The sequence below is a fragment of the Streptococcus sp. 3874 genome, from assembly GCF_013276425.1.
GTDB lineage: Bacteria > Bacillota > Bacilli > Lactobacillales > Streptococcaceae > Streptococcus > Streptococcus pseudopneumoniae.
In genome coordinates, this window is record NZ_VMLA01000045.1 from 1 (window position 1) to 20,550 (window position 20,550).

Consider the following 20,550-nt stretch of genomic DNA (forward strand, 5'->3'; position numbering starts at 1 on the left):
CTCTTTGATTTTCATTGAGCATTAGATCTACTCAAAATCAAGAACTTTGAAGATGAATTTGTAATAAAAAAAAATCGCGGTTTAAATCGCGATTTTTTTATAATTTCTCGTTAACAAAGCGGACAAACTGATTCCACCAAACTTTTAAGAAGAAGGCTTTTTCCATTTTCTTGTCTGCAACCATTTCGAAACTAGGGCGCTCTGTGGTGATGTAACCTTGACCAATCAAGTCCTTGTCTTCGTAAGTCAAATGGCCAACCACTGTTCCAGCTTCAAGTGGTGCTGGGATTGCTTTGGAATCAGGTGTGAATTGAATAGATTGAGAAGATTGATTCCCGATACGTTCAATTAGATAGATATCCTCTGGAGCCACTGCAGTGACCGTATCTTCTTTTCCATCTTGTACAGGGGCTTTGCTATCTTGATAGGCATCGCCTTGCTGAACGATTTTGCGAAGTGTAAATGTAGAAGAAATATAATCCATTAGGGAAGATGTAGCTGTAAAACGAGAGTAAGGATTATTGTCTTGATGATCTGCATTCAAAATAACAGTGATAACCCTCATGCCTTTTTCGACAGTAGTACCAACAAAAGACTCTCCAGCCTTATCTGTTGTTCCTGTTTTCAGTCCATCAAAACCACCACGGTAAGCAGGCATACCTTCTAACATGTAGTTGGTCGAAGTGATTGTCATTCCAGCAAAAGTAGAAGAAGGTTTTTTGGTGATTTCCAAGACTTGTGGGTATTTTTTGATGAGGTTACGAGCAACAATAGCAACATCATAAGCACTGAGCTTGTTTTCATCATCTTTTTTTGAGCCCGGGTAAATATTATCTCCTAGAGTCTCGTTGTTAAGACCAGTTGTATTGACAACAGTAGCATCTTTGATTCCCCATTCCAAGAGTTTTGCTCGCATCATATCAACGAAGTTTTTTTCTGAGCCAGCAATTTTCTCAGCTAGGGCAATAGCGGCGCTGTTGGCACTAGATACCAGAGTTGCTTCAAGCAACTCTTCGACAGTATAATTACGGGCCTCCATAGGAACATTACTGGCTTCAGAATTTGTCGTCAATTGATAAGGATAATCAGAAATATCTACAGGAGTGGAGAGGGTAATACTTCCCTTTTCCAAAGCTTCATAGACCAGATAAACAGTAATCAATTTTGTTATGGAAGCAATTTCGACAGGTTGCGTTGCATCCTTCTCATAGAGAATTTTACCAGTATTTGCCTCAACAGCAATGGCATGTTTTGCAGCAATGGTAAAATCTTGAGCAGCAACAGTAGAAGCACCTCCTAAAAGGGAGACAGTTAATAAAGTTAACAATATTTTTTTCATAGTAGTCTTATTCTATCATAAAGAAAAAAAATATTCTTGCTTTAATAATTCATCCGTTAAGCTTTTTGAAAATATGGTAAAATAGAGTGAGGGAGGTAACTCATGTTTCGTAGAAATAAATTATTTTTTTGGACCACAGAAATTTTACTCTTAACCATCATCTTTTACCTATGGAGACAGATGGGGTCTTTGATTAACCCTTTTGTTAGCGTGCTTAATACAATTATGATTCCATTTTTATTAGGGGGCTTTCTTTATTATTTGACAAACCCTATTGTTACTTTCTTAAATAAAGTCTGTAAACTCAATCGTTTACTTGGTATTTTAATTACCTTGTGTGCTTTGGTCTGGGGAATGGTCATAGGTGTTGTCTATCTCTTACCTATTTTGATTAATCAGTTATCTAGCTTGATTATATCTAGTCAAACTATTTATAGTCGAGTACAAGACTTAATCATAGACTTATCTAATTATCCTGCGCTCCAGAATTTGGATGTAGAAGCTACAATTCAGCAGTTAAACTTATCCTATGTTGATATTCTTCAAAAGATCCTAAATAGCGTATCAAATAGTGTGGGGAGCGTCTTGTCAGCTCTTATCAGTACTGTTTTGATTTTGATTATGACTCCAGTTTTTTTGGTTTATTTCTTATTAGATGGACATAAATTCTTGCCCATGCTTGAAAGAACGGTTCTAAAGAGGGATCGCTTGCATATCGCAGGTCTCTTAAAGAATTTAAATGCGACGATTGCTCGCTATATTAGTGGAGTTTCGATTGACGCAATCATTATAGGTTGTTTAGCTTATATTGGCTATAGTATTATTGGTTTAAAATATGCTTTAGTTTTTGCTATTTTTTCTGGTGTAGCCAATTTAATTCCTTATGTGGGGCCAAGTATTGGTTTGATTCCTATGATTATTGCAAATATATTCACTGATCCCCATAGAATGCTGATTGCAGTGATTTATATGCTTGTTGTTCAGCAGGTAGATGGCAATATCTTATATCCTCGAATCGTAGGAAGTGTTATGAAGGTTCATCCAATCACGATTTTAGTTTTACTTTTGTTGTCAAGCAATATCTATGGTGTAGTTGGAATGATTGTCGCAGTGCCAACCTATTCTATCTTAAAAGAAATTTCTAAGTTCTTATCCCGTTTGTATGAAAATCATAAAATAATGAAAGAACGAGAAAGAGAATTAGCTAAGTAAAAGTCAGGAGACCCCTGATTTTTCTTTACTGGAAGTGGCCTTTAGATTAGAAGATTGAAAATAAGTTAAAGTCCTAAACTAATTTTCACAGCTAAGAATAGTAGAAGTTAATCTGGTAAAAATCGAAAAAACCAGTGGAATTCCGTGTCAGGATAAGTTCCACTGGTTTTCATAGTCTATTAAAGTTCGAATGAAACCTATTTATAGTAGATTGAAACTAGAATAGTACACCTCTAATTCTAAAACATTGTTAGAAATCGGTTTGACTGTCCTGATCTATTCGTCCTATTCTTATTTCATTTTACTATATTTTGGTGCAATAAGTGAAAAGTAGTCCGAATAATATAAGGATTGATTTTATTGTTTTTAAACTCAAATGAATTGAAACAAAGAGAGTAGGAAAATTCTCATCTGAAAGTATTTTAGAATAATTCTCTTCGTGAATTTCTTCAAAACAGATAGCTTTATCTTAGGTAGGTGTTAATTGGATTTCGTAAGCTCTATTCACAATCGTAAAGTTATGCACTGAGAAAGTTGTAGTTAGTCTCCCAGTTTGCTAAATTTCTCGAATAGTATCTTTTTTAGGTATGTGATTTCTTTTTTGCATTTTCGTGTTAGATAAGGTATAATGGTTTTATTGTCTTTTGGGGTCGTTACGGATTCGACAGGCATTATGAGGCATATTTTGCGACTCGTGTGGCGACGTAAACGCTCAGTTAAATATAACTGCAAAAAATAACACTTCTTACGCTCTAGCTGCCTAAAAACCAGCAGGCGTGACCCGATTTGGATTGCTCGTGTTCAATGACAGGTCTTATTATTAGCGAGATACGATTGAGTCTTGTCTAGCGGCTTGATAAGAGATTGATAGACTCGCAGTTTCTAGGCTTGAGTTATGTGTCGAGGGGCTGTTAAACTAATACATAACCTATGGTTGTAGACAAATATGTTGGCAGGTGTTTGGACGTGGGTTCGACTCCCACCGGCTCCATTATTCCTTTGCATTCCTTGGTAAAACGTTGTTAAATCAACGTTTTTTGTTTTTGTCTTTGGTATTCCTTTGCATTCTTTTGCTAAAAAAGGAGTCACAAACAGAGCCTAAAACAGACCCTATTTTTAAAAAAGGGATACAAAAAAAGGATACAACATTTGTTGCATCCTAGAAATCTATGTACTTCGTAAAGCGTTCTCCGATTCGAGTATTCCTCTGCATGCTTTAGTAAATATAGGATTTTTTGTAGTTACTTCCCTAATTGGACCTCTAATTGTTCTTTATCTGAGAAGTTCAAAATGTTAATACCATACTCTTGTAGAGCGATTTGATGGTCATCTTTGATATTATTATACCCTTCATCGCTTACAATGATATACAACTGTTCTGTATCTCCATATTCTTTTCTACGGTATTCAGATGTATCTAACCAACTAGCTAAGATAGTATCAACTTGTTGTTTGGTTATGTTATTGTGAACTCTGGCTATTTTTGAAATACCTTTACTCATAAACACAAAATTAAAGCGGTGTTCTAAACGAGATTTACCTGCAATTGAGAAAGCTGGAAAGACTGTGTAATGCTCATTTTTCATGAAGTAAGATTTAACATCGTCTAAAAATTGAGATTTAATATTGTTAGGTGTTAGCTGAATAAAGTCATAAACATTCATCAGCAATTGTGTCATATCATGTATGACTTGTCCTAGATGTTCTTTACCAGTCGTCCGTTCGATTGCTCCATCGTGTAAATCAAATCCATTAAAGTGGAGAAGTGAGTTAAAGATGTCTTGACGTCGCCCTTTTTTTGTAACATCAATATTATTAATGGATAAATTCCAGATAGTATAACCATCATCTGTAACTGTCAAATGTTTTCCATTGCTTTTTATTGAGAAACCAATAGCTTCACCTAATGGGTCTATAAAAGGAGTAATCACTTCAGTATGAGTATCAGTCACATCGTTAAAAACAGCGTTTTCTTTTATGTAATTTAGATAGGTATTTTTGATATCAGTAGCATTCATGATATTCTCCTTTCTTTATAGGGTGATTATAACAAATCCTCTTGTATATTAATTGCTATATTTTCAGGATTGTTCACATTGGTATAGTCAAGCAAATTATCAAGCATATTCAGGAAGTCATCAGTGTTAAGAATATCTTCATAAGGTAGTGGATAGGCTTTGTAATGAGTTGTTTCATCCCCTTTTTGATAATACTCTTCTTCAGAGAAGATGTTAACTCGATTGCCCCAAACTTTCTCGCCGTTTGCGTTCTTATGGAATTTATTATTTAGATTGATTCGTAAGAGAGTATAGTTGTGTTGAGTTTCCCTTAGATGAAAAACTTTGCTTGTAGTGCTGTAGAAGTAGTTCAAAATAAATCTAGTATCATGCTTGCCAACAAGGTCAATAGTACCTGAACTGCGATTCGTAAGAGTTCGATTGTGTTTATTAGCAATTGCTTTAATTATTTTTATGAGAGCTTTAGCTTCACTATCTGTCAGAAGTAACTCTTTCATATCTTTCCTTTCTACTTTATCTACATTCTAGAGAGTGGAAATCTGAAATGTAGATCAGACAGCGATCCTTCCGTATGCATCTGGTTTCTTAAAGAGAGCTATGATGCCTTGGAAAAGTGCAATAATAGCAGGTATTCCTGTTAAAGATAAAATCAGAAAAAGGAAACCTTTTCCGTTATATCCTGCGTAAAAATGATGTATACCCAATCCGCCTAAGAATAAAGCAAGAATAACATAAACCCACTTATTAACATAATGTACACCCGTAGCGATTTCTTGAGTGTGAACAACTTGTGACTGATTTTGCACAGCGTTGTTTTCATTGACAATGTTAATATTAATTTTGTCGTCTTTTTTATCTTCAACTTTCATGATAATAATCTCACCATCTACTTTATGAATTTCAACTTCGTCACCTAATTTTGGAACAAAATTTAATTCAGATGGATTTATTTTTAAGTACTCTTCATTATGTGAGATTACAACCTCTGCTCCTGTAACTTTAACAACTTTTGACATTTTGTTCTTCCCTTCATTTTACACTCTATAGAATTTCATAATAAGTTTTGATATTTAATTTATCTGTTTTTATAAGTAAAGTATATCAAAAAAAGAACGAAAAGAAAATCTTTTATGGTTTAGTTAAAAAGTAAGAGTTTAAGAAACTGGATTAATTAAACTTGAAGTATTTGAGATTTTGTCTTTTACTGTTTGTAAAATAGTATGAGATAAGAAGGGAGTGGAAAGAATTCATACTCTCTCTAGAACTTGTATATTGAAACGATGTGGAGATTGTAAAGAAATTACAAAATACCCAAAAACTAAGATAGAAATACAAAGTTTTAGGGTATCATGTATTAGATCTGTTTTTCCACGGAAGACATGGGATTCGAACCCACGCACGCTGTTACACGCCTACCGCGTTTCCAACACGGCCTCTTAAGCCTCTTGAGTAATCTTCCAATACTTACTCAAATAGTCTACCATAAAGGCTCTTATCTTGCAATAAAAATTCTGGAAATAAGAAAAATGATAGAAATTGAAAGAAAATGATAAAAAATGCTTGACTTTGAAAGAAAGTGTGATAGAATAAATAGTGTAAACGATAACAGGAGGTGATTCAGTGTTAAAAACAGAGCGGAAGCAACTGATTTTAGTGGAGTTGAATCAACATCATGTAGTCTCTCTAGAAAAATTAGTTAGTTTGCTAGAAACGTCAGAATCAACGGTTCGAAGAGACTTGGATGAATTGGAAGCTGAAAACAAGCTTCGTCGCGTGCATGGTGGAGCAGAATTGCCCCATTCCTTGCAGGAAGAAGAAACCATTCAAGAGAAATCTGTCAAAAACCTTCAAGAAAAGAAGTTGCTGGCTCAGAAAGCTGCTTCTCTCATCAAGGAACAAGATGTCATCTTTATCGATGCTGGAACAACTACAGCCTTTTTGATTCATGAATTGATCAATAAGAATATTACTGTTGTGACCAACTCCATTCACCATGCCGCTCAGTTGGTTGAAAAGCAGATTCCAACTGTCATAGTTGGAGGAAGCGTCAAGACAGCGACGGATGCTAGTATCGGGGGCGTTGCTCTTAACCAGATTAACCAATTGCACTTTGACCGTGCCTTTATTGGGATGAATGGTGTGGACGATGGCTATTATACGACTCCTGATATGGAGGAGGGGGCTGTGAAGCGTGCTATTTTAGAGAATGCCAAACAGACCTATGTCTTGGTGGATTCGTCTAAAATTGGACAAACTTGCTTTGCCAAGGTAGCACCACTCAAGCGAGCTATTGTTATCACAAGCCAAGGGCATGAGCTCTTGCAGGCTATTAAGGAGAAAACGGAGGTAATAGAAGTATGATTTATACAGTCACACTCAATCCATCCATTGACTATATCGTTCGTTTGGACCAAGTCCAAGTCGGTAGTGTCAATCGTATGGACAGTGATGATAAGTTTGCTGGTGGGAAAGGAATCAATGTCAGTCGTGTCTTGAAACGCTTGGATATTCCAAATACAGCGACGGGATTTATCGGTGGCTTTACTGGTAAATTTATCACAGATACTTTGGCTGATGAAGAAATCGAGACACGTTTTGTCCAAGTGGCAGAAGATACTCGTATCAATGTTAAAATCAAAGCAGACCAAGAAACAGAAATCAACGGAAGGGGTCCAAATGTGGAACCAGCTCAGCTAGAAGAATTGAAAGCTATTTTATCTAGTCTGACAGCAGAAGATACGGTTGTGTTTGCAGGTTCAAGTGCTAAAAATCTAGGCAATGTTATCTATAAGGATTTGATTTCCTTGACGCGCCAGACTGGTGCGCAAGTGGTTTGTGACTTTGAAGGACAGACCTTGATTGATAGTTTGGACTATCAGCCACTTTTGGTCAAACCAAATAATCACGAACTTGGAGCGATCTTTGGGGTTAAACTTGACAGTTTGGACCAAATTGAGAAATATGCTCGAGAGTTACTGGTTAAGGGTGCTCAAAACGTCATTATCTCTATGGCTGGTGACGGTGCCCTTCTTGTCACATTTGAGGGAGCATACTTTGCTAAACCAATCAAGGGAACAGTCAAAAATTCAGTTGGGGCTGGTGATTCTATGGTCGCTGGATTTACAGGTGAATTTGTCAAATCCAAAGACGCAGTAGAAGCCTTCAAATGGGGAGTTGCTTGTGGAACAGCAACGACATTCTCAGATGACTTGGCAACAGCAGAATTTATTAAAGAAACATATGAAAAAGTTGAGGTAGAAAAACGATGAAAATTCAAGACCTATTGAAAAAAGATGTCATGTTGCTGGATTTGCAGGCAACTGAAAAAACTGCTGTCATCGAAGAGATGATTAAAAGCTTGGTAGACCACGGTTATGTGACAGATTTTGAAACATTTAAAGAAGGAATTTTGGCGCGTGAATCCTTGACTTCTACAGGTTTGGGTGACGGAATCGCAATGCCTCACAGCAAAAACGCTGCTGTCAAAGAAGCGACTGTTCTCTTTGCCAAGTCAAATAAGGGTGTTGATTATGATAGCTTGGATGGACAAGCAACTGATCTCTTCTTCATGATTGCGGCTCCAGAAGGAGCTAATGACACTCACTTGGCAGCCTTGGCAGAATTGTCTCAATACTTGATGAAAGACGGCTTTGCTGATAAACTTCGTCAAGTAACATCAGCTAATCAAGTTATTGACCTCTTTAACCAAGCTTCAGAAAAAACTGAGGAACCTGTTCAAGCACCTGCTAATGACTCTGGTGACTTTATCGTAGCTGTTACAGCTTGTACGACAGGTATTGCCCACACTTACATGGCCCAAGAAGCCCTTCAAAAAGTGGCTGCTGAAATGGGTGTTGGAATTAAGGTCGAAACCAATGGTGCTAGCGGTGTTGGAAACCAACTAACTGCTGAGGACATCCGCAAGGCTAAAGCTGTTATCATCGCTGCAGACAAGGCAGTTGAGATGGATCGTTTCGATGGCAAACCATTGATCAATCGTCCGGTTGCTGACGGTATCCGTAAGACAGAAGAATTGATTAACTTGGCTCTTTCAGGAGATGCTGAAATCTACCGTGCCGCTAATGGTACAAAAGCTGCAACAGCCTCTAACGAAAAACAAAGCCTTGGTGGAGCCTTCTATAAACACTTGATGAGTGGTGTCTCTCAAATGTTACCATTCGTTATCGGTGGTGGTATCATGATTGCCCTTGCCTTCTTGATTGACGGTGCTTTGGGTGTTCCGAATGAAAACCTTGGCAGTCTTGGTTCTTACCATGAACTAGCTTCTATGTTCGTGAAAATCGGTGGTGCTGCCTTTGGTTTGATGCTTCCAGTCTTTGCAGGTTATGTTGCCTACTCTATTGCTGAAAAACCGGGTTTGGTAGCAGGTTTCGTGGCTGGTGCTATTGCCAAAGAAGGTTTTGCCTTTGGTAAAATTCCTTATGCCGCAGGTGGTGAAGCAACTTCAACTCTTGCAGGTGTCTCATCTGGTTTCCTAGGTGCCCTTGTTGGTGGATTTATCGCAGGTGCCTTGGTTCTTGCCATCAAGAAATACGTTAAAGTTCCTCGTTCACTCGAAGGTGCTAAATCAATCCTTCTATTGCCACTTCTTGGAACAATCTTGACAGGATTTGTCATGCTAGCTGTTAACATCCCAATGGCAGCAATCAACACTGCTATGAATGACTTCCTAGGCGGTCTTGGAGGAGGTTCAGCTGTCCTTCTTGGTATCGTCCTTGGTGGAATGATGGCTGTTGACATGGGTGGACCAGTTAACAAAGCGGCTTATGTCTTTGGTACAGGTACGCTTGCAGCAACTGTTTCTTCAGGTGGTTCTGTGGCTATGGCAGCTGTTATGGCTGGAGGAATGGTGCCACCACTTGCAATCTTTGTCGCAACTCTTCTTTTCAAAGATAAATTTACTAAGGAAGAACGCAACTCTGGTTTGACAAATATCATCATGGGCTTGTCATTTATCACTGAGGGAGCGATTCCATTTGGAGCTGCTGACCCAGCTCGTGCGATCCCAAGCTTCATTCTTGGTTCAGCAGTAGCAGGTGGCCTCGTTGGTCTTACTGGTATCAAACTCATGGCGCCACACGGAGGAATCTTCGTTATCGCCCTTACTTCAAATGCTCTTCTTTACCTCGTTTCTGTCTTGGTAGGAGCAATCGTAAGTGGTGTGGTCTATGGTTACCTACGCAAACCCCAAGCATAAAACTTAAATAGAAAATGAAAAGATTGGACCGTTTGGTGCAGTCTTTTTCTCTTTCCGAAATGCCTGTGAAATATGGTATAATAGAAGAATGGCAAACAAGAATACAAGTAAAACAAGACGGAGACCGTCTAAAGCAGAACTCGAAAGAAAAGAAGCGATTCAACGGATGTTGATTTCGTTGGGAATCGCCCTTTTATTGATTTTCGCAGCTTTTAAATTAGGAGCTGCAGGTATCACTCTTTACAATTTAATTCGCTTGTTGGTGGGTAGTCTAGCTTATCTGGCAATATTTGCCCTATTGATCTATCTCTTCTTTTTCAAGTGGATACGAAAACAGGAAGGACTCTTATCAGGATTTTTCACCATATTTGCTGGCTTGCTCTTGATTTTTGAGGCCTACTTAGTTTGGAAATATGGTTTGGACAAGTCGGTTTTAAAAGGAACCATGGCTCAGGTTGTGACGGATTTAACTGGTTTTCGAACGACCAGTTTTGCTGGAGGGGGCTTGATTGGTGTCGCTCTTTATATTCCAACCGCCTTTCTCTTTTCAAATATCGGCACTTACTTTATTGGTTCTATCTTGATTTTAGTGGGTGCTCTCCTAGTCAGTCCTTGGTCTGTTTACGATATTGCGGAATTTTTCAGTAGAGGCTTTGCTAAATGGCGGGAAGGGCATGAGCGTCGAAAAGAGGAACGTTTTGTCAAACAAGAAGAAAAAGCTCGTCAAAAGGCTGAGAAAGAGGCTAGATTAGAACAAGAAGAAGCTGAAAAAGCCTTACTCGATTTACCTCCTGTTGATATGGAAACGGGTGAAATTCTGACTGATGATGTTGTGCTTGACGTTCCTCCTGTTCCAGAAGAAGAGTGGGTGGAACCAGAAATCATCCTGCCTCAAGCTGAACTTGAATTCCCTGAACAGGAAGATGGCTCTGACGATGAAGATGTTCAGGTCGATTTTTCAGCCAAGGAAGCCCTCGAATACAAACTTCCAAGCTTACAACTCTTTGCCCCAGATAAACCCAAAGACCAGTCTAAAGAGAAGAAAATCGTTCGGGAAAATATCAAAATTCTAGAAGAAACCTTTGCTAGCTTTGGTATCAAGGTAACAGTTGAACGGGCTGAAATTGGGCCATCAGTGACCAAATATGAAGTTAAGCCAGCAGTGGGTGTACGGGTCAACCGCATTTCCAATCTAGCAGATGACCTCGCTCTAGCCTTGGCTGCTAAGGATGTCCGAATCGAAGCACCTATCCCGGGGAAATCCTTAGTTGGAATCGAAGTACCCAACTCTGAGATTGCGACTGTATCCTTCCGCGAACTATGGGAACAATCTCAAACGAAAGCAGAAAATCTCTTGGAAATTCCTCTAGGAAAGGCGGTTAATGGCACCGCAAGAGCTTTTGACCTTTCCAAAATGCCCCACTTGCTCGTCGCAGGTTCAACAGGTTCAGGGAAGTCAGTAGCTGTTAATGGCATCATTGCTAGCATTCTGATGAAAGCAAGACCCGACCAGGTCAAGTTTATGATGGTGGATCCCAAGATGGTTGAGTTGTCTGTTTACAATGACATTCCTCACCTCTTGATTCCAGTTGTGACCAATCCACGCAAGGCCAGCAAGGCCCTGCAAAAGGTTGTGGATGAGATGGAAAATCGTTATGAACTCTTTGCCAAGGTGGGAGTTCGTAACATTGCAGGCTTTAATGCCAAGGTAGAAGAGTTTAATGCTCAGTCTGAGTACAAGCAGATTCCACTACCACTTATTGTTGTGATTGTGGATGAGTTGGCTGACCTTATGATGGTAGCAAGCAAGGAAGTGGAAGATGCTATTATCCGTCTTGGACAGAAGGCGCGGGCTGCAGGTATCCACATGATTCTTGCAACCCAGCGTCCATCCGTTGATGTCATCTCTGGTCTGATCAAGGCTAATGTCCCATCTCGTGTAGCATTTGCGGTTTCATCAGGAACAGACTCCCGTACGATTTTGGATGAAAATGGAGCAGAAAAACTTCTTGGTCGAGGAGACATGCTCTTTAAACCGATTGATGAAAATCATCCAGTTCGTCTCCAAGGCTCCTTTATCTCGGATGACGATGTTGAGCGCATTGTGAACTTCATCAAGGCTCAGGCAGATGCGGACTACGATGATAGTTTTGAACCAGGTGAGGTTTCTGAAAACGACGGTGAATTTTCAGATGGTGAATCTGGTGGTGACCCGCTCTTTGAAGAAGCCAAGGCTTTGGTAATCGAAACTCAGAAAGCCAGTGCATCTATGATTCAGCGTCGTTTGTCAGTTGGATTTAACCGTGCGACCCGTCTCATGGAAGAGCTTGAGATGGCAGGTGTCATCGGTCCAGCTGAAGGTACCAAGCCAAGAAAAGTATTGCAGCAATAAAAAATAGCTTCTTTCCAAGGTTGGAAGGAGCTATTTTACTGGCTATTGATTACTTTTATACTCTTCGAAAATCTCTTCAAACCACGTCAGCTTTGCCTTGCCGTATATATGTGNNTTGAGCAGCCTACGGCTAGCTTCCTAGTTTGTTCTTTGATTTTCATTGAGTATTATTTTCTGAAGTTGGAGTATTGGGCTGTTTTTCATTTTCAGTGGCAGGTTTACTTGTAGCAGGTGTAGTAGAGTCCTGAGTTGCTGTTTTCTGATCTTCTTTTTTCTCTTCCTTGACGCTAGATTTTGGCGTTTCCTCTTGTTGTGTTTTTTCTTGACTAGTATTATTTTCCTTATTGGGACTAGTATTTTCCTGAGGGGATTCCTTTTGAATTTCTTTGACAATGGTTGTCGTCGGTGTTGTCGTCGGTTCTTTTTTGGTATTTTTATTATTATCCAAGGCATTCATAATCGTGATAGTCGCAGTAATCAAGCCGAGGATACTACCGATAGTAGTAATGGTTTTTTGAAAAACAGTAAAGCCTTTTTTGATATGTTCTGTTTTCGGTTTTGAAGTTCTACGATAGTTAGACATACATTCTCTCCTTTGATTAAAATTTATTATACCGCATTTCTTTAAAAAAAATCTTAAAAAAAAGAGGAATTGCCCTTTCTTGTCGCAGGCTCCGTTTCATGATACAATAGAAGGAGTGATTTTAGAAAGCGTGAGAAAACATGATTTACTTTGATAATTCGGCGACGACCAAGCCTTATCCTGAAGCCCTTGAAACCTATATGCAGGTGACTTCAAAAATTTTAGGAAATCCATCTAGTCTCCATCGTTTGGGAGACCAGGCAACACGAATCTTAGATGCTTCTCGGCAACAGATTGCAGATTTAATCGGTAAGAAAAGCGATGAAATCTTCTTTACTTCTGGTGGGACAGAAGGAGATAACTGGGTTATCAAGGGTGTGGCCTTTGAAAAAGCCCAGTTTGGCAAGCACATCATTGTTTCAGCCATTGAACATCCAGCAGTTAAGGAATCGGCCCTCTGGCTGAAAAGTCAAGGATTTGAAGTGGATTTTGCTCCAGTTGATAAGGAAGGATTTGTGGACGTCGAGGCCCTAGCAGTTTTGATACGACCTGATACAATCCTCGTTTCCATCATGGCTGTGAACAATGAAATAGGTTCTATCCAACCTATTGAGGCTATTTCAAAACTATTGGCAGACAAGCCAACTATTACTTTCCACGTTGATGCGGTTCAGGCACTTGCTAAGATTCCAACTGAAAAATATCTGACAGAACGAGTGGATTTCGCGACTTTCTCTGGTCACAAGTTCCACGGAGTTCGTGGTGTTGGTTTTGTCTATATCAAGTCTGGTAAGAAAATTACTCCACTGTTGACTGGTGGAGGTCAGGAGCGTGATTACCGTTCGACAACTGAAAATGTGGCAGGGATTGCAGCGACAGCCAAGGCTCTCCGTTTATCTATGGAAAAGCTAGATACCTTTAGGAGCAAGACTGGGCAGATGAAGGCAGTGATTCGTCAAGCCCTTCTGGACTATCCAGATATTTTTGTCTTTTCAGATGAGGAAGACTTTGCCCCTCATATCCTGACTTTTGGAATCAAGGGTGTTCGTGGTGAAGTCATCGTTCACGCTTTTGAAGACTATGATATTTTCATCTCAACGACCTCTGCTTGTTCGTCCAAGGCTGGGAAACCTGCAGGAACTCTGATTGCCATGGGAGTAGATAAAGATAAGGCCCAGTCAGCTGTGCGTCTTAGCCTAGACCTTGAAAATGATATGAGTCAGGTCGAGCAGTTTTTGACCAAGCTAAAATTAATTTACAACCAAACTAGAAAAGTAAGATAGGAGCATTTATGCAGTATTCAGAAATTATGATTCGCTACGGTGAGCTGTCAACCAAAGGCAAAAACCGTATGCGTTTCATCAATAAACTTCGCAATAATATTTCAGACGTTTTGTCTATCTATCCCCAAGTTAAGGTAAGGGCAGATCGTGACCGTGCCCATGCTTACCTCAATGGAGCAGATTACACAGCAGTTGCAGAATCACTCAAGCAAGTCTTCGGGATTCAAAACTTTTCCCCTGTCTATAAGGTCGAAAAATCTGTAGAAGTTCTGAAGTCTTCTGTGCAAGAGATTATGCAGGACATCTACAAGGAAGGCATGACCTTTAAGATTTCTAGTAAGCGTAGCGACCACAATTTTGAACTGGATAGTCGTGAACTCAATCAAACCCTTGGAGGAGCTGTTTTTGAAGCCATTCCAAATGTGCAAGCTCAAATGAAAAATCCTGACATCAATCTTCAGGTGGAGATTCGTGAGGAGGCGGCTTATCTTTCCTATGAAACCATTCGTGGGGCTGGTGGTTTGCCAGTTGGAACTTCAGGTAAAGGGATGCTCATGTTGTCAGGAGGGATTGATTCACCTGTAGCTGGTTATCTAGCTTTGAAACGTGGAGTGGATATTGAGGCTGTTCACTTTGCCAGTCCACCATATACTAGTCCTGGTGCCCTCAAGAAAGCGCAGGACTTGACCCGTAAATTGACCAAGTTTGGCGGCAATATCCAGTTTATCGAAGTTCCTTTTACAGAGATTCAAGAGGAAATCAAGGCTAAAGCGCCAGAAGCTTACTTGATGACTCTAACTCGTCGCTTTATGATGCGGATTACCGACCGTATTCGTGAGGTACGAAATGGTTTGGTTATCATCAATGGGGAAAGTCTAGGTCAAGTAGCCAGCCAAACCCTTGAAAGTATGAAGGCTATCAATGCAGTTACCAACACTCCCATCATCCGTCCAGTTGTGACAATGGATAAGTTGGAAATCATTGACATTGCTCAGGAAATTGACACCTTTGACATTTCTATCCAGCCTTTTGAGGACTGCTGTACGATTTTTGCGCCAGATCGTCCTAAGACCAATCCTAAGATTAAGAATGCAGAGCAGTACGAAGCACGTATGGATGTTGAAGGCTTGGTTGAGAGAGCAGTGGCAGGGATTATGATTACTGAGATTACACCGCAGGTTGAAAAAGATGAAGTTGATGACTTGATTGATAATCTGCTCTAATCAGAAAACACAAAAGAATAGCGAAAATCAGGAAAGAAAGTTAGTTTTTTCTCTAAAAACAGGTAAAAAAACTGACTTTTTTTCTATTTTTATGATATAATGAGATAAAATTTTGAATATAGAGAGTTTTCTGACAATGAATCAATCCTACTTTTATCTAAAAATGAAAGAACACAAACTCAAGGTTCCTTATACAGGTAAGGAGCGCCGTGTGCGTGTTCTTCTGCCTAAAGATTATGAGAAAGACACGAATCGTTCCTATCCTGTTGTTTACTTTCATGACGGGCAAAATGTTTTTTATAGCAAAGAGTCTTTCATTGGACATTCATGGAAGATTATCCCAGCTATCAAACGAAATCCCGATATCAGTCGCATGATTGTCGTAGCCATTGACAATGATGGTATGGGGCGGATGAATGAGTATGCGGCATGGAAGTTCCAAGAATCTCCTATCCCAGGGCAGCAGTTTGGCGGTAAGGGTGTGGAGTATGCCGAGTTTGTCATGGAGGTGGTTAAGCCTTTTATAGATGAAACTTATCGTACAAAAGCAGACCGCCAGCATACAGCTATGATTGGGTCTTCGCTAGGAGGCAATATTACCCAGTTTATCGGTTTGGAATACCAAAACCAAATTGGTTGCTTGGGCGTCTTTTCATCTGCCAACTGGCTCCACCAAGAAGCTTTTAACCGCTATATCGAGCGCCAGAAACTATCGCCTGACCAGCGTATCTTTATCTATGTGGGAACGGAAGAAGCGGATGATACAGACAAGACCTTGATGGCTGGTAATATCAAACAAGCCTATATCGACTCATCGCTTCGTTATTACCATGATTTGATAGCAGGGGGAGTGCATCTGGATAATCTTGTGCTGAAAGTTCAGTCTGGTGCCATCCATAGTGAAATCCCTTGGTCGGAGAATTTACCAGACTGTCTGAGATTTTTTGCAGAGAAATGGTAAGTTAGAAAAGGAGAAAGCCAATGCATATTGAAAACCTTAGCCACTGGAGTGGTCACCTTAACCGTGAAATGTACCTCAATCGTTATGGATATGCTGGAATTCCAGTTGTGGTCTTTGCTTCATCAGGTGGCAGTCACAATGAATACTATGATTTTGGCATGATTGACGCCTGTGCTTCCTTTATCGAGGAAGGCCGTGTCCAGTTCTTTACCCTATCCAGTGTGGACAGTGAGAGCTGGTTGGCTACTTGGAAAAATGGTCACGACCAAGCGGAAATGCACCGTGCCTACGAACGTTATGTGATTGAGGAGGCCATTCCTTTTATCAAGCATAAGACAGGTTGGTTTGATGGCATGATGACGACAGGTTGCTCTATGGGAGCCTATCATGCACTCAATTTCTTCCTCCAGCATCCAGATGTCTTTACCAAAGTGATTGCTCTCAGTGGTGTTTACGATGCACGTTTCTTTGTCGGCGATTACTACAACGATGATGCTATTTACCAAAACTCGCCAGTAGATTATATCTGGAACCAGAACGACGGCTGGTTTATTGACCGTTATCGTCAGGCAGAGATTGTGTTGTGTACGGGTCTTGGTGCCTGGGAACAAGATGGTCTACCATCTTTCTACAAGCTCAAAGAATCCTTTGACCAGAAACAAATTCCAGCCTGGTTTGCTGAATGGGGACACGATGTCGCCCACGACTGGGAATGGTGGCGCAAACAAATGCCTTATTTCCTCGGTCATCTCTATTTATAAAAGGAGTGACCTATGAATTACCTTGTTATTTCTCCCTATTATCCACAAAACTTTCAACAGTTTACCATTGAACTAGCTAATAAAGGCATCACTGTCTTGGGAATTGGCCAAGAACCATACGAGCAATTGGATGAGCCTTTACGCAATAGCCTGACCGAATATTTCCGTGTTGACAATCTTGAGAACATAGACGAAGTCAAACGAGCAGTTGCTTTTCTCTTTTATAAACATGGCCCGCTTGATCGCATCGAGTCTCATAATGAATACTGGCTTGAGCTGGACGCAGCACTCAGAGAGCAATTTAATGTTTTTGGTGCCAAACCAGAGGATATTAAAAAGACGAAATTTAAGTCTGAAATGAAGAAGCTTTTCAAAAAAGCAGGTGTCCCAGTGGTCCCTGGAGCAGTTATCAAGACGGAAGCAGATGTGGATCAAGCTGTGAAAGAAATTGGTCTTCCAATGATTGCCAAACCTGACAATGGAGTGGGAGCGGCCGCCACCTTTAAGCTTGAGACAGAAGACGATATCAATCACTTCAAGTCTGAGTGGGATCATTCAACTGTTTATTTCTTTGAGAAATTTGTCACCTCTAGCGAAATTTGTACCTTTGATGGTCTTGTGGACAAGGATAGTAAAATTGTCTTCTCAACAACCTTTGATTACGCCTATACACCGCTTGATCTCATGATTTACAAGATGGACAATTCTTATTACGTTCTCAAGGATATGGATCCTAAATTACGTAAATATGGTGAGGCAATTGTCAAGGAATTTGGCATGAAAGAACGGTTCTTCCATATTGAGTTCTTCCGTGAAGGGGACGATTACATTGCCATTGAGTACAATAACCGTCCTGCAGGTGGTTTCACTATTGATGTTTATAACTTTGCTCACTCTTTGGATCTCTATCGTGGATATGCTGCTATTGTAGCAGGAGAAGAGTTCCCAGCGTCAGAGTTTGAACCGCAGTATTGTTTGGCTACTTCTCGCCGTGCAAATGCTCACTATGTCTATTCTGAGGAGGACTTGCTTGCCAAATATAGCCAGCAGTTCAAGGTTAAAAAAATCATGCCAGAGGCCTTTGCGGAACTTCAAGGAGATTACCTTTATATGCTGACAACTCCGAGTCGACAAGAAATGGATCAGATGATTGCTGATTTCGGACAACGTCAGGCTTAAGAGACTATCGGATTAAGGAAATTCACTCCCTTAATCCTTTTGTTTTGTCTGATAAAAAATAAGAGCATCCTAACAAGGTAGCTATCATAAAACTTGTTCGATAACTATTTGAAGCAGGATTAGGTGGTCAGAAATTGAATTTTAATATTTCAATTGAGTCATAGTATTATGTTTTTGTATCCTTAAATCAGCTAAAAGGATCCATGACGACACCTATATGATATAGTTTTCAAGATACCAAACAAGTCTATTAAAATATTCAGGTGACGCATAGATATAGTTAATTGAAGCTTTGTTTGAAATCTGATAAAATAATGATATTACTAAGTTTTAAAAACTAAAGAAAAGGGAAGATATGATTACAGGCGAATTAAAAAATAAAATCGATCAGTTGTGGGAAATTCTTTGGACAGAAGGAAATGCAAATCCTTTAACAAATATTGAACAGTTGACTTATCTCTTATTTATGAAAGATTTGGATAGTGTCGAGCTTGGACGTGAAAGTGATGCTGAATTTCTAGGGATTCCTTATGAGGGAGTTTTTCCAAAAGATAAACCTGAATACCGTTGGTCAACTTTTAAAAATATAGGAGATGCTCAGGAAGTTTATCGTTTAATGACTCAGGAGATTTTTCCGTTTATTAAAAATCTCAAGGGGGATACAGATGATACAGCCTTTTCACGATATATGCGAGAAGCTATTTTTCAAATAAATAAACCTGCTACGCTTCAAAAGGCAATTTCTATCTTAGATGTTTTTCCAACTAGGGGATTAGATGTAGATTTTGATAATGACAAACAAAGTATTACTGATATCGGAGATATCTATGAATATCTGTTATCAAAATTGTCGACCGCAGGTAAAAATGGACAGTTCCGTACACCTCGTCACATCATCGATATGATGGTTGAGTTGATGCAACCGACTATCAAAGATATTATCTCAGATCCTGCTATGGGTTCTGCTGGCTTCTTAGTATCTGCTAGCCGTTACTTAAAGCGTAAGAAAGATGAATGGGAAACCAATACAGATAATATCAATCATTTTCATAATCAGATGTTTCATGGAAATGATACGGATACGACTATGTTGAGACTTGGGGCGATGAACATGATGCTACATGGAGTAGAAAATCCACAAATCAGTTACCTTGACTCGCTGTCTCAAGATAATGAAGAAGCCGATAAATATACTTTGGTTTTAGCAAATCCTCCTTTTAAGGGCTCACTTGACTACAATTCAACCTCTAATGACCTTCTTGCAACCGTAAAAACCAAAAAAACAGAATTACTCTTTCTTTCTCTTTTCTTGCGAACTTTAAAACCAGGTGGACGAGCAGCAGTTATCGTACCTGATGGTGTCCTTTTTGGTTCGTCTAAAGCTCATAAAGGAATTCGTCAGGAAATTGTAGAGAACCATAAGCTTGATGCTGTAATTTCAATGCCTAGTGGTGTTTTCAAGCCTTATGCTGGAGTTTCAACTGCCATTCTCATCTTTACAAAAACTGGCAATGGTGGTACTGACAAGGTCTGGTTTTACGATATGAAAGCGGATGGTTTAAGTTTGGATGATAAGCGACAACCGATTAGCGACAATGATATTCCAGATATTATCGAACGCTTTCATCATCTTGAAAAAGAAGCAGAACGTCAGAGAACGGATCAATCTTTCTTTGTTCCAGTTGCTGAGATAAAGGAAAATGATTATGATTTGTCTATCAATAAATATAAAGAGATTGAGTATGAAAAAGTTGAGTATGAACCAACAGAAGTCATCTTAAAGAAAATCAATGATTTAGAAAAAGAAATTCAAGCTGGCTTGGCTGAATTGGAAAAATTACTCAAGTAGGGAGGTGGCTGTATGAAAAAAGTGAAGTTGGGGGAAATCTTATCTCTAAAAAAAGGAAAGAAAGCCACTGTACTTGCTGAACAAACAACTCTAAGCCAACGTTATATTCAAATAGATGATTTAAGAAATAATAATAATTTAAAATTCACTGAAAGTTTAAATATGACTGAAGCACTCCCAGATGATATTCTGATAGCATGGGATGGTGCTAATGCAGGAACAATTGGTTGTGGGTTATCGGGAGCTGTTGGTAGTACAATTACGGTCTTAAAAAAGAATGAGCGATACAAAGAAAAAATTATATCAGATTACTTGGGAGTCTTTTTGGAAAGTAAATCGCAGTATTTACGAGATCATTCAACAGGTGCAACAATTCCTCATTTAAACAAGAATATATTACTTAATTTACAATTAGAATTGCTAGGTATCGAGGAACAAGAGAACATTATCTGTATTCTTAATACGATTAAAAGGCTTATTACTAAAAGAAAATTGCAGTTAGATGAACTAAACTTGCTCGTCAAATCCCGAT

The 20,550-nt window shown here is 39.4% G+C and carries 17 protein-coding genes, 1 tRNA gene and 1 other RNA gene; 13 read left to right on the top strand and 6 right to left on the bottom strand.

Going from position 1 to position 20,550, the window contains the following annotated elements; genetic code table 11:
- Positions 1–97: 97 nt before the first annotated feature.
- Positions 98–1,339 carry a D-alanyl-D-alanine carboxypeptidase PBP3 gene (pbp3, locus tag HT703_RS04945; protein WP_023936173.1) on the bottom strand — a complete coding sequence of 414 codons (1,242 nt, stop codon included), beginning with the start codon at positions 1,337–1,339 and terminating at the stop codon, positions 98–100.
- Positions 1,340–1,441: 102 nt separating this feature from the next.
- On the opposite strand from pbp3, the gene cozE reads away from it, so the two are divergent.
- Entirely contained in the window at positions 1,442–2,551 is a 1,110-nt protein-coding gene (gene cozE, locus HT703_RS04950) for a cell elongation protein CozE (RefSeq protein WP_023936171.1), read from the top strand.
- Between the two features lie 646 nt (positions 2,552–3,197).
- Positions 3,198–3,545, top strand: a transfer-messenger RNA (tmRNA) gene (ssrA, locus tag HT703_RS04955).
- A 247-nt stretch (positions 3,546–3,792) separates the two neighbouring features.
- Here ssrA and HT703_RS04960 read toward each other — a convergent pair.
- From HT703_RS04960 to HT703_RS04975, 4 genes are all read right to left on the bottom strand, one after another.
- Positions 3,793–4,569 carry a DUF1828 domain-containing protein gene (locus tag HT703_RS04960; protein WP_050222948.1) on the bottom strand — a complete coding sequence of 259 codons (777 nt, stop codon included), beginning with the start codon at positions 4,567–4,569 and terminating at the stop codon, positions 3,793–3,795.
- 26 nt (positions 4,570–4,595) lie between these two features.
- On the bottom strand, positions 4,596–5,066 hold the full coding sequence (locus HT703_RS04965) for a hypothetical protein (protein ID WP_023936167.1): 471 nt from the start codon (positions 5,064–5,066) through the stop codon (positions 4,596–4,598).
- Between the two features lie 54 nt (positions 5,067–5,120).
- A complete protein-coding gene (locus HT703_RS04970; protein ID WP_023936165.1) occupies positions 5,121–5,585 on the bottom strand; it encodes a TM2 domain-containing protein in 465 nt (154 codons plus the stop codon).
- A gap of 355 nt (positions 5,586–5,940) precedes the next feature.
- A tRNA-Ser gene (locus tag HT703_RS04975) sits at positions 5,941–6,028 on the bottom strand.
- A 161-nt stretch (positions 6,029–6,189) separates the two neighbouring features.
- On the opposite strand from HT703_RS04975, the gene HT703_RS04980 reads away from it, so the two are divergent.
- The 4 genes from HT703_RS04980 to HT703_RS04995 all read left to right on the top strand — a co-directional run bounded on the left by HT703_RS04980 (position 6,190) and on the right by HT703_RS04995 (position 12,179).
- Positions 6,190–6,930, top strand: a complete 741-nt coding sequence (locus tag HT703_RS04980) for a DeoR/GlpR family DNA-binding transcription regulator (RefSeq protein ID WP_023936163.1) — start codon at positions 6,190–6,192, stop codon at positions 6,928–6,930.
- A complete protein-coding gene (gene pfkB / locus HT703_RS04985; protein ID WP_023936161.1) occupies positions 6,927–7,838 on the top strand; it encodes a 1-phosphofructokinase in 912 nt (303 codons plus the stop codon). The genes HT703_RS04980 and pfkB overlap by 4 nt, the downstream gene beginning before the upstream one ends.
- Positions 7,835–9,787, top strand: a complete 1,953-nt coding sequence (locus tag HT703_RS04990; RefSeq protein WP_023936159.1) for a fructose-specific PTS transporter subunit EIIC — start codon at positions 7,835–7,837, stop codon at positions 9,785–9,787. The genes pfkB and HT703_RS04990 overlap by 4 nt, the downstream gene beginning before the upstream one ends.
- 88 nt (positions 9,788–9,875) lie before the next feature.
- The gene (locus HT703_RS04995; protein WP_023936157.1) at positions 9,876–12,179 is read left to right on the top strand and encodes a DNA translocase FtsK; all 2,304 of its coding nucleotides are present in this window, start codon (positions 9,876–9,878) and stop codon (positions 12,177–12,179) included.
- Between the two features lie 157 nt (positions 12,180–12,336).
- On the opposite strand, the gene HT703_RS05000 is transcribed toward HT703_RS04995, so the two are convergent.
- Positions 12,337–12,762 (bottom strand): DUF6556 family protein, encoded by a 426-nt coding sequence (locus HT703_RS05000; RefSeq protein ID WP_031222983.1) that lies wholly within the window; start codon positions 12,760–12,762, stop codon positions 12,337–12,339.
- Positions 12,763–12,902: 140 nt separating this feature from the next.
- Between HT703_RS05000 and HT703_RS05005 the strand changes: the two genes are divergently transcribed.
- The 7 genes from HT703_RS05005 to HT703_RS05035 all read left to right on the top strand — a co-directional run.
- Positions 12,903–14,045 (top strand): cysteine desulfurase family protein, encoded by a 1,143-nt coding sequence (locus HT703_RS05005; RefSeq protein ID WP_050365431.1) that lies wholly within the window; start codon positions 12,903–12,905, stop codon positions 14,043–14,045.
- 8 nt (positions 14,046–14,053) lie between these two features.
- Positions 14,054–15,268: a tRNA uracil 4-sulfurtransferase ThiI gene (gene thiI / locus HT703_RS05010; RefSeq protein WP_054392697.1), complete on the top strand. Its 1,215-nt coding sequence runs from the start codon at positions 14,054–14,056 to the stop codon at positions 15,266–15,268.
- Positions 15,269–15,404: 136 nt separating this feature from the next.
- On the top strand, positions 15,405–16,229 hold the full coding sequence (locus tag HT703_RS05015; RefSeq protein ID WP_054392699.1) for an alpha/beta hydrolase: 825 nt from the start codon (positions 15,405–15,407) through the stop codon (positions 16,227–16,229).
- Positions 16,230–16,249: 20 nt separating this feature from the next.
- Positions 16,250–16,990, top strand: coding sequence for an esterase family protein (locus tag HT703_RS05020; protein ID WP_023932869.1), 741 nt, complete (start codon positions 16,250–16,252; stop codon positions 16,988–16,990).
- 12 nt (positions 16,991–17,002) lie between these two features.
- Positions 17,003–18,169, top strand: coding sequence for a carbamoyl phosphate synthase large subunit (locus tag HT703_RS05025; RefSeq protein ID WP_054392701.1), 1,167 nt, complete (start codon positions 17,003–17,005; stop codon positions 18,167–18,169).
- A gap of 355 nt (positions 18,170–18,524) precedes the next feature.
- Positions 18,525–20,018 carry an N-6 DNA methylase gene (locus HT703_RS05030; RefSeq protein ID WP_000627748.1) on the top strand — a complete coding sequence of 498 codons (1,494 nt, stop codon included), beginning with the start codon at positions 18,525–18,527 and terminating at the stop codon, positions 20,016–20,018.
- A gap of 12 nt (positions 20,019–20,030) precedes the next feature.
- Positions 20,031–20,550: restriction endonuclease subunit S (locus HT703_RS05035; RefSeq protein ID WP_172929954.1), on the top strand; the 520-nt coding region annotated here is incomplete at its 3' end.

Coding starts and splice junctions, on each gene's coding strand:
- pbp3 (WP_023936173.1), bottom strand. CDS start 1,339: ATGAAAAAAATATTGTTAACTTTATTAACTGTCTCCCTTTTAGGAGGT.
- cozE (WP_023936171.1), top strand. CDS start 1,442: ATGTTTCGTAGAAATAAATTATTTTTTTGGACCACAGAAATTTTACTC.
- HT703_RS04960 (WP_050222948.1), bottom strand. CDS start 4,569: ATGAATGCTACTGATATCAAAAATACCTATCTAAATTACATAAAAGAA.
- HT703_RS04965 (WP_023936167.1), bottom strand. CDS start 5,066: ATGAAAGAGTTACTTCTGACAGATAGTGAAGCTAAAGCTCTCATAAAA.
- HT703_RS04970 (WP_023936165.1), bottom strand. CDS start 5,585: ATGTCAAAAGTTGTTAAAGTTACAGGAGCAGAGGTTGTAATCTCACAT.
- pfkB (WP_023936161.1), top strand. CDS start 6,927: ATGATTTATACAGTCACACTCAATCCATCCATTGACTATATCGTTCGT.
- HT703_RS04990 (WP_023936159.1), top strand. CDS start 7,835: ATGAAAATTCAAGACCTATTGAAAAAAGATGTCATGTTGCTGGATTTG.
- HT703_RS04995 (WP_023936157.1), top strand. CDS start 9,876: ATGGCAAACAAGAATACAAGTAAAACAAGACGGAGACCGTCTAAAGCA.
- HT703_RS05000 (WP_031222983.1), bottom strand. CDS start 12,762: ATGTCTAACTATCGTAGAACTTCAAAACCGAAAACAGAACATATCAAA.
- HT703_RS05005 (WP_050365431.1), top strand. CDS start 12,903: ATGATTTACTTTGATAATTCGGCGACGACCAAGCCTTATCCTGAAGCC.
- thiI (WP_054392697.1), top strand. CDS start 14,054: ATGCAGTATTCAGAAATTATGATTCGCTACGGTGAGCTGTCAACCAAA.
- HT703_RS05015 (WP_054392699.1), top strand. CDS start 15,405: ATGAATCAATCCTACTTTTATCTAAAAATGAAAGAACACAAACTCAAG.
- HT703_RS05020 (WP_023932869.1), top strand. CDS start 16,250: ATGCATATTGAAAACCTTAGCCACTGGAGTGGTCACCTTAACCGTGAA.
- HT703_RS05025 (WP_054392701.1), top strand. CDS start 17,003: ATGAATTACCTTGTTATTTCTCCCTATTATCCACAAAACTTTCAACAG.
- HT703_RS05030 (WP_000627748.1), top strand. CDS start 18,525: ATGATTACAGGCGAATTAAAAAATAAAATCGATCAGTTGTGGGAAATT.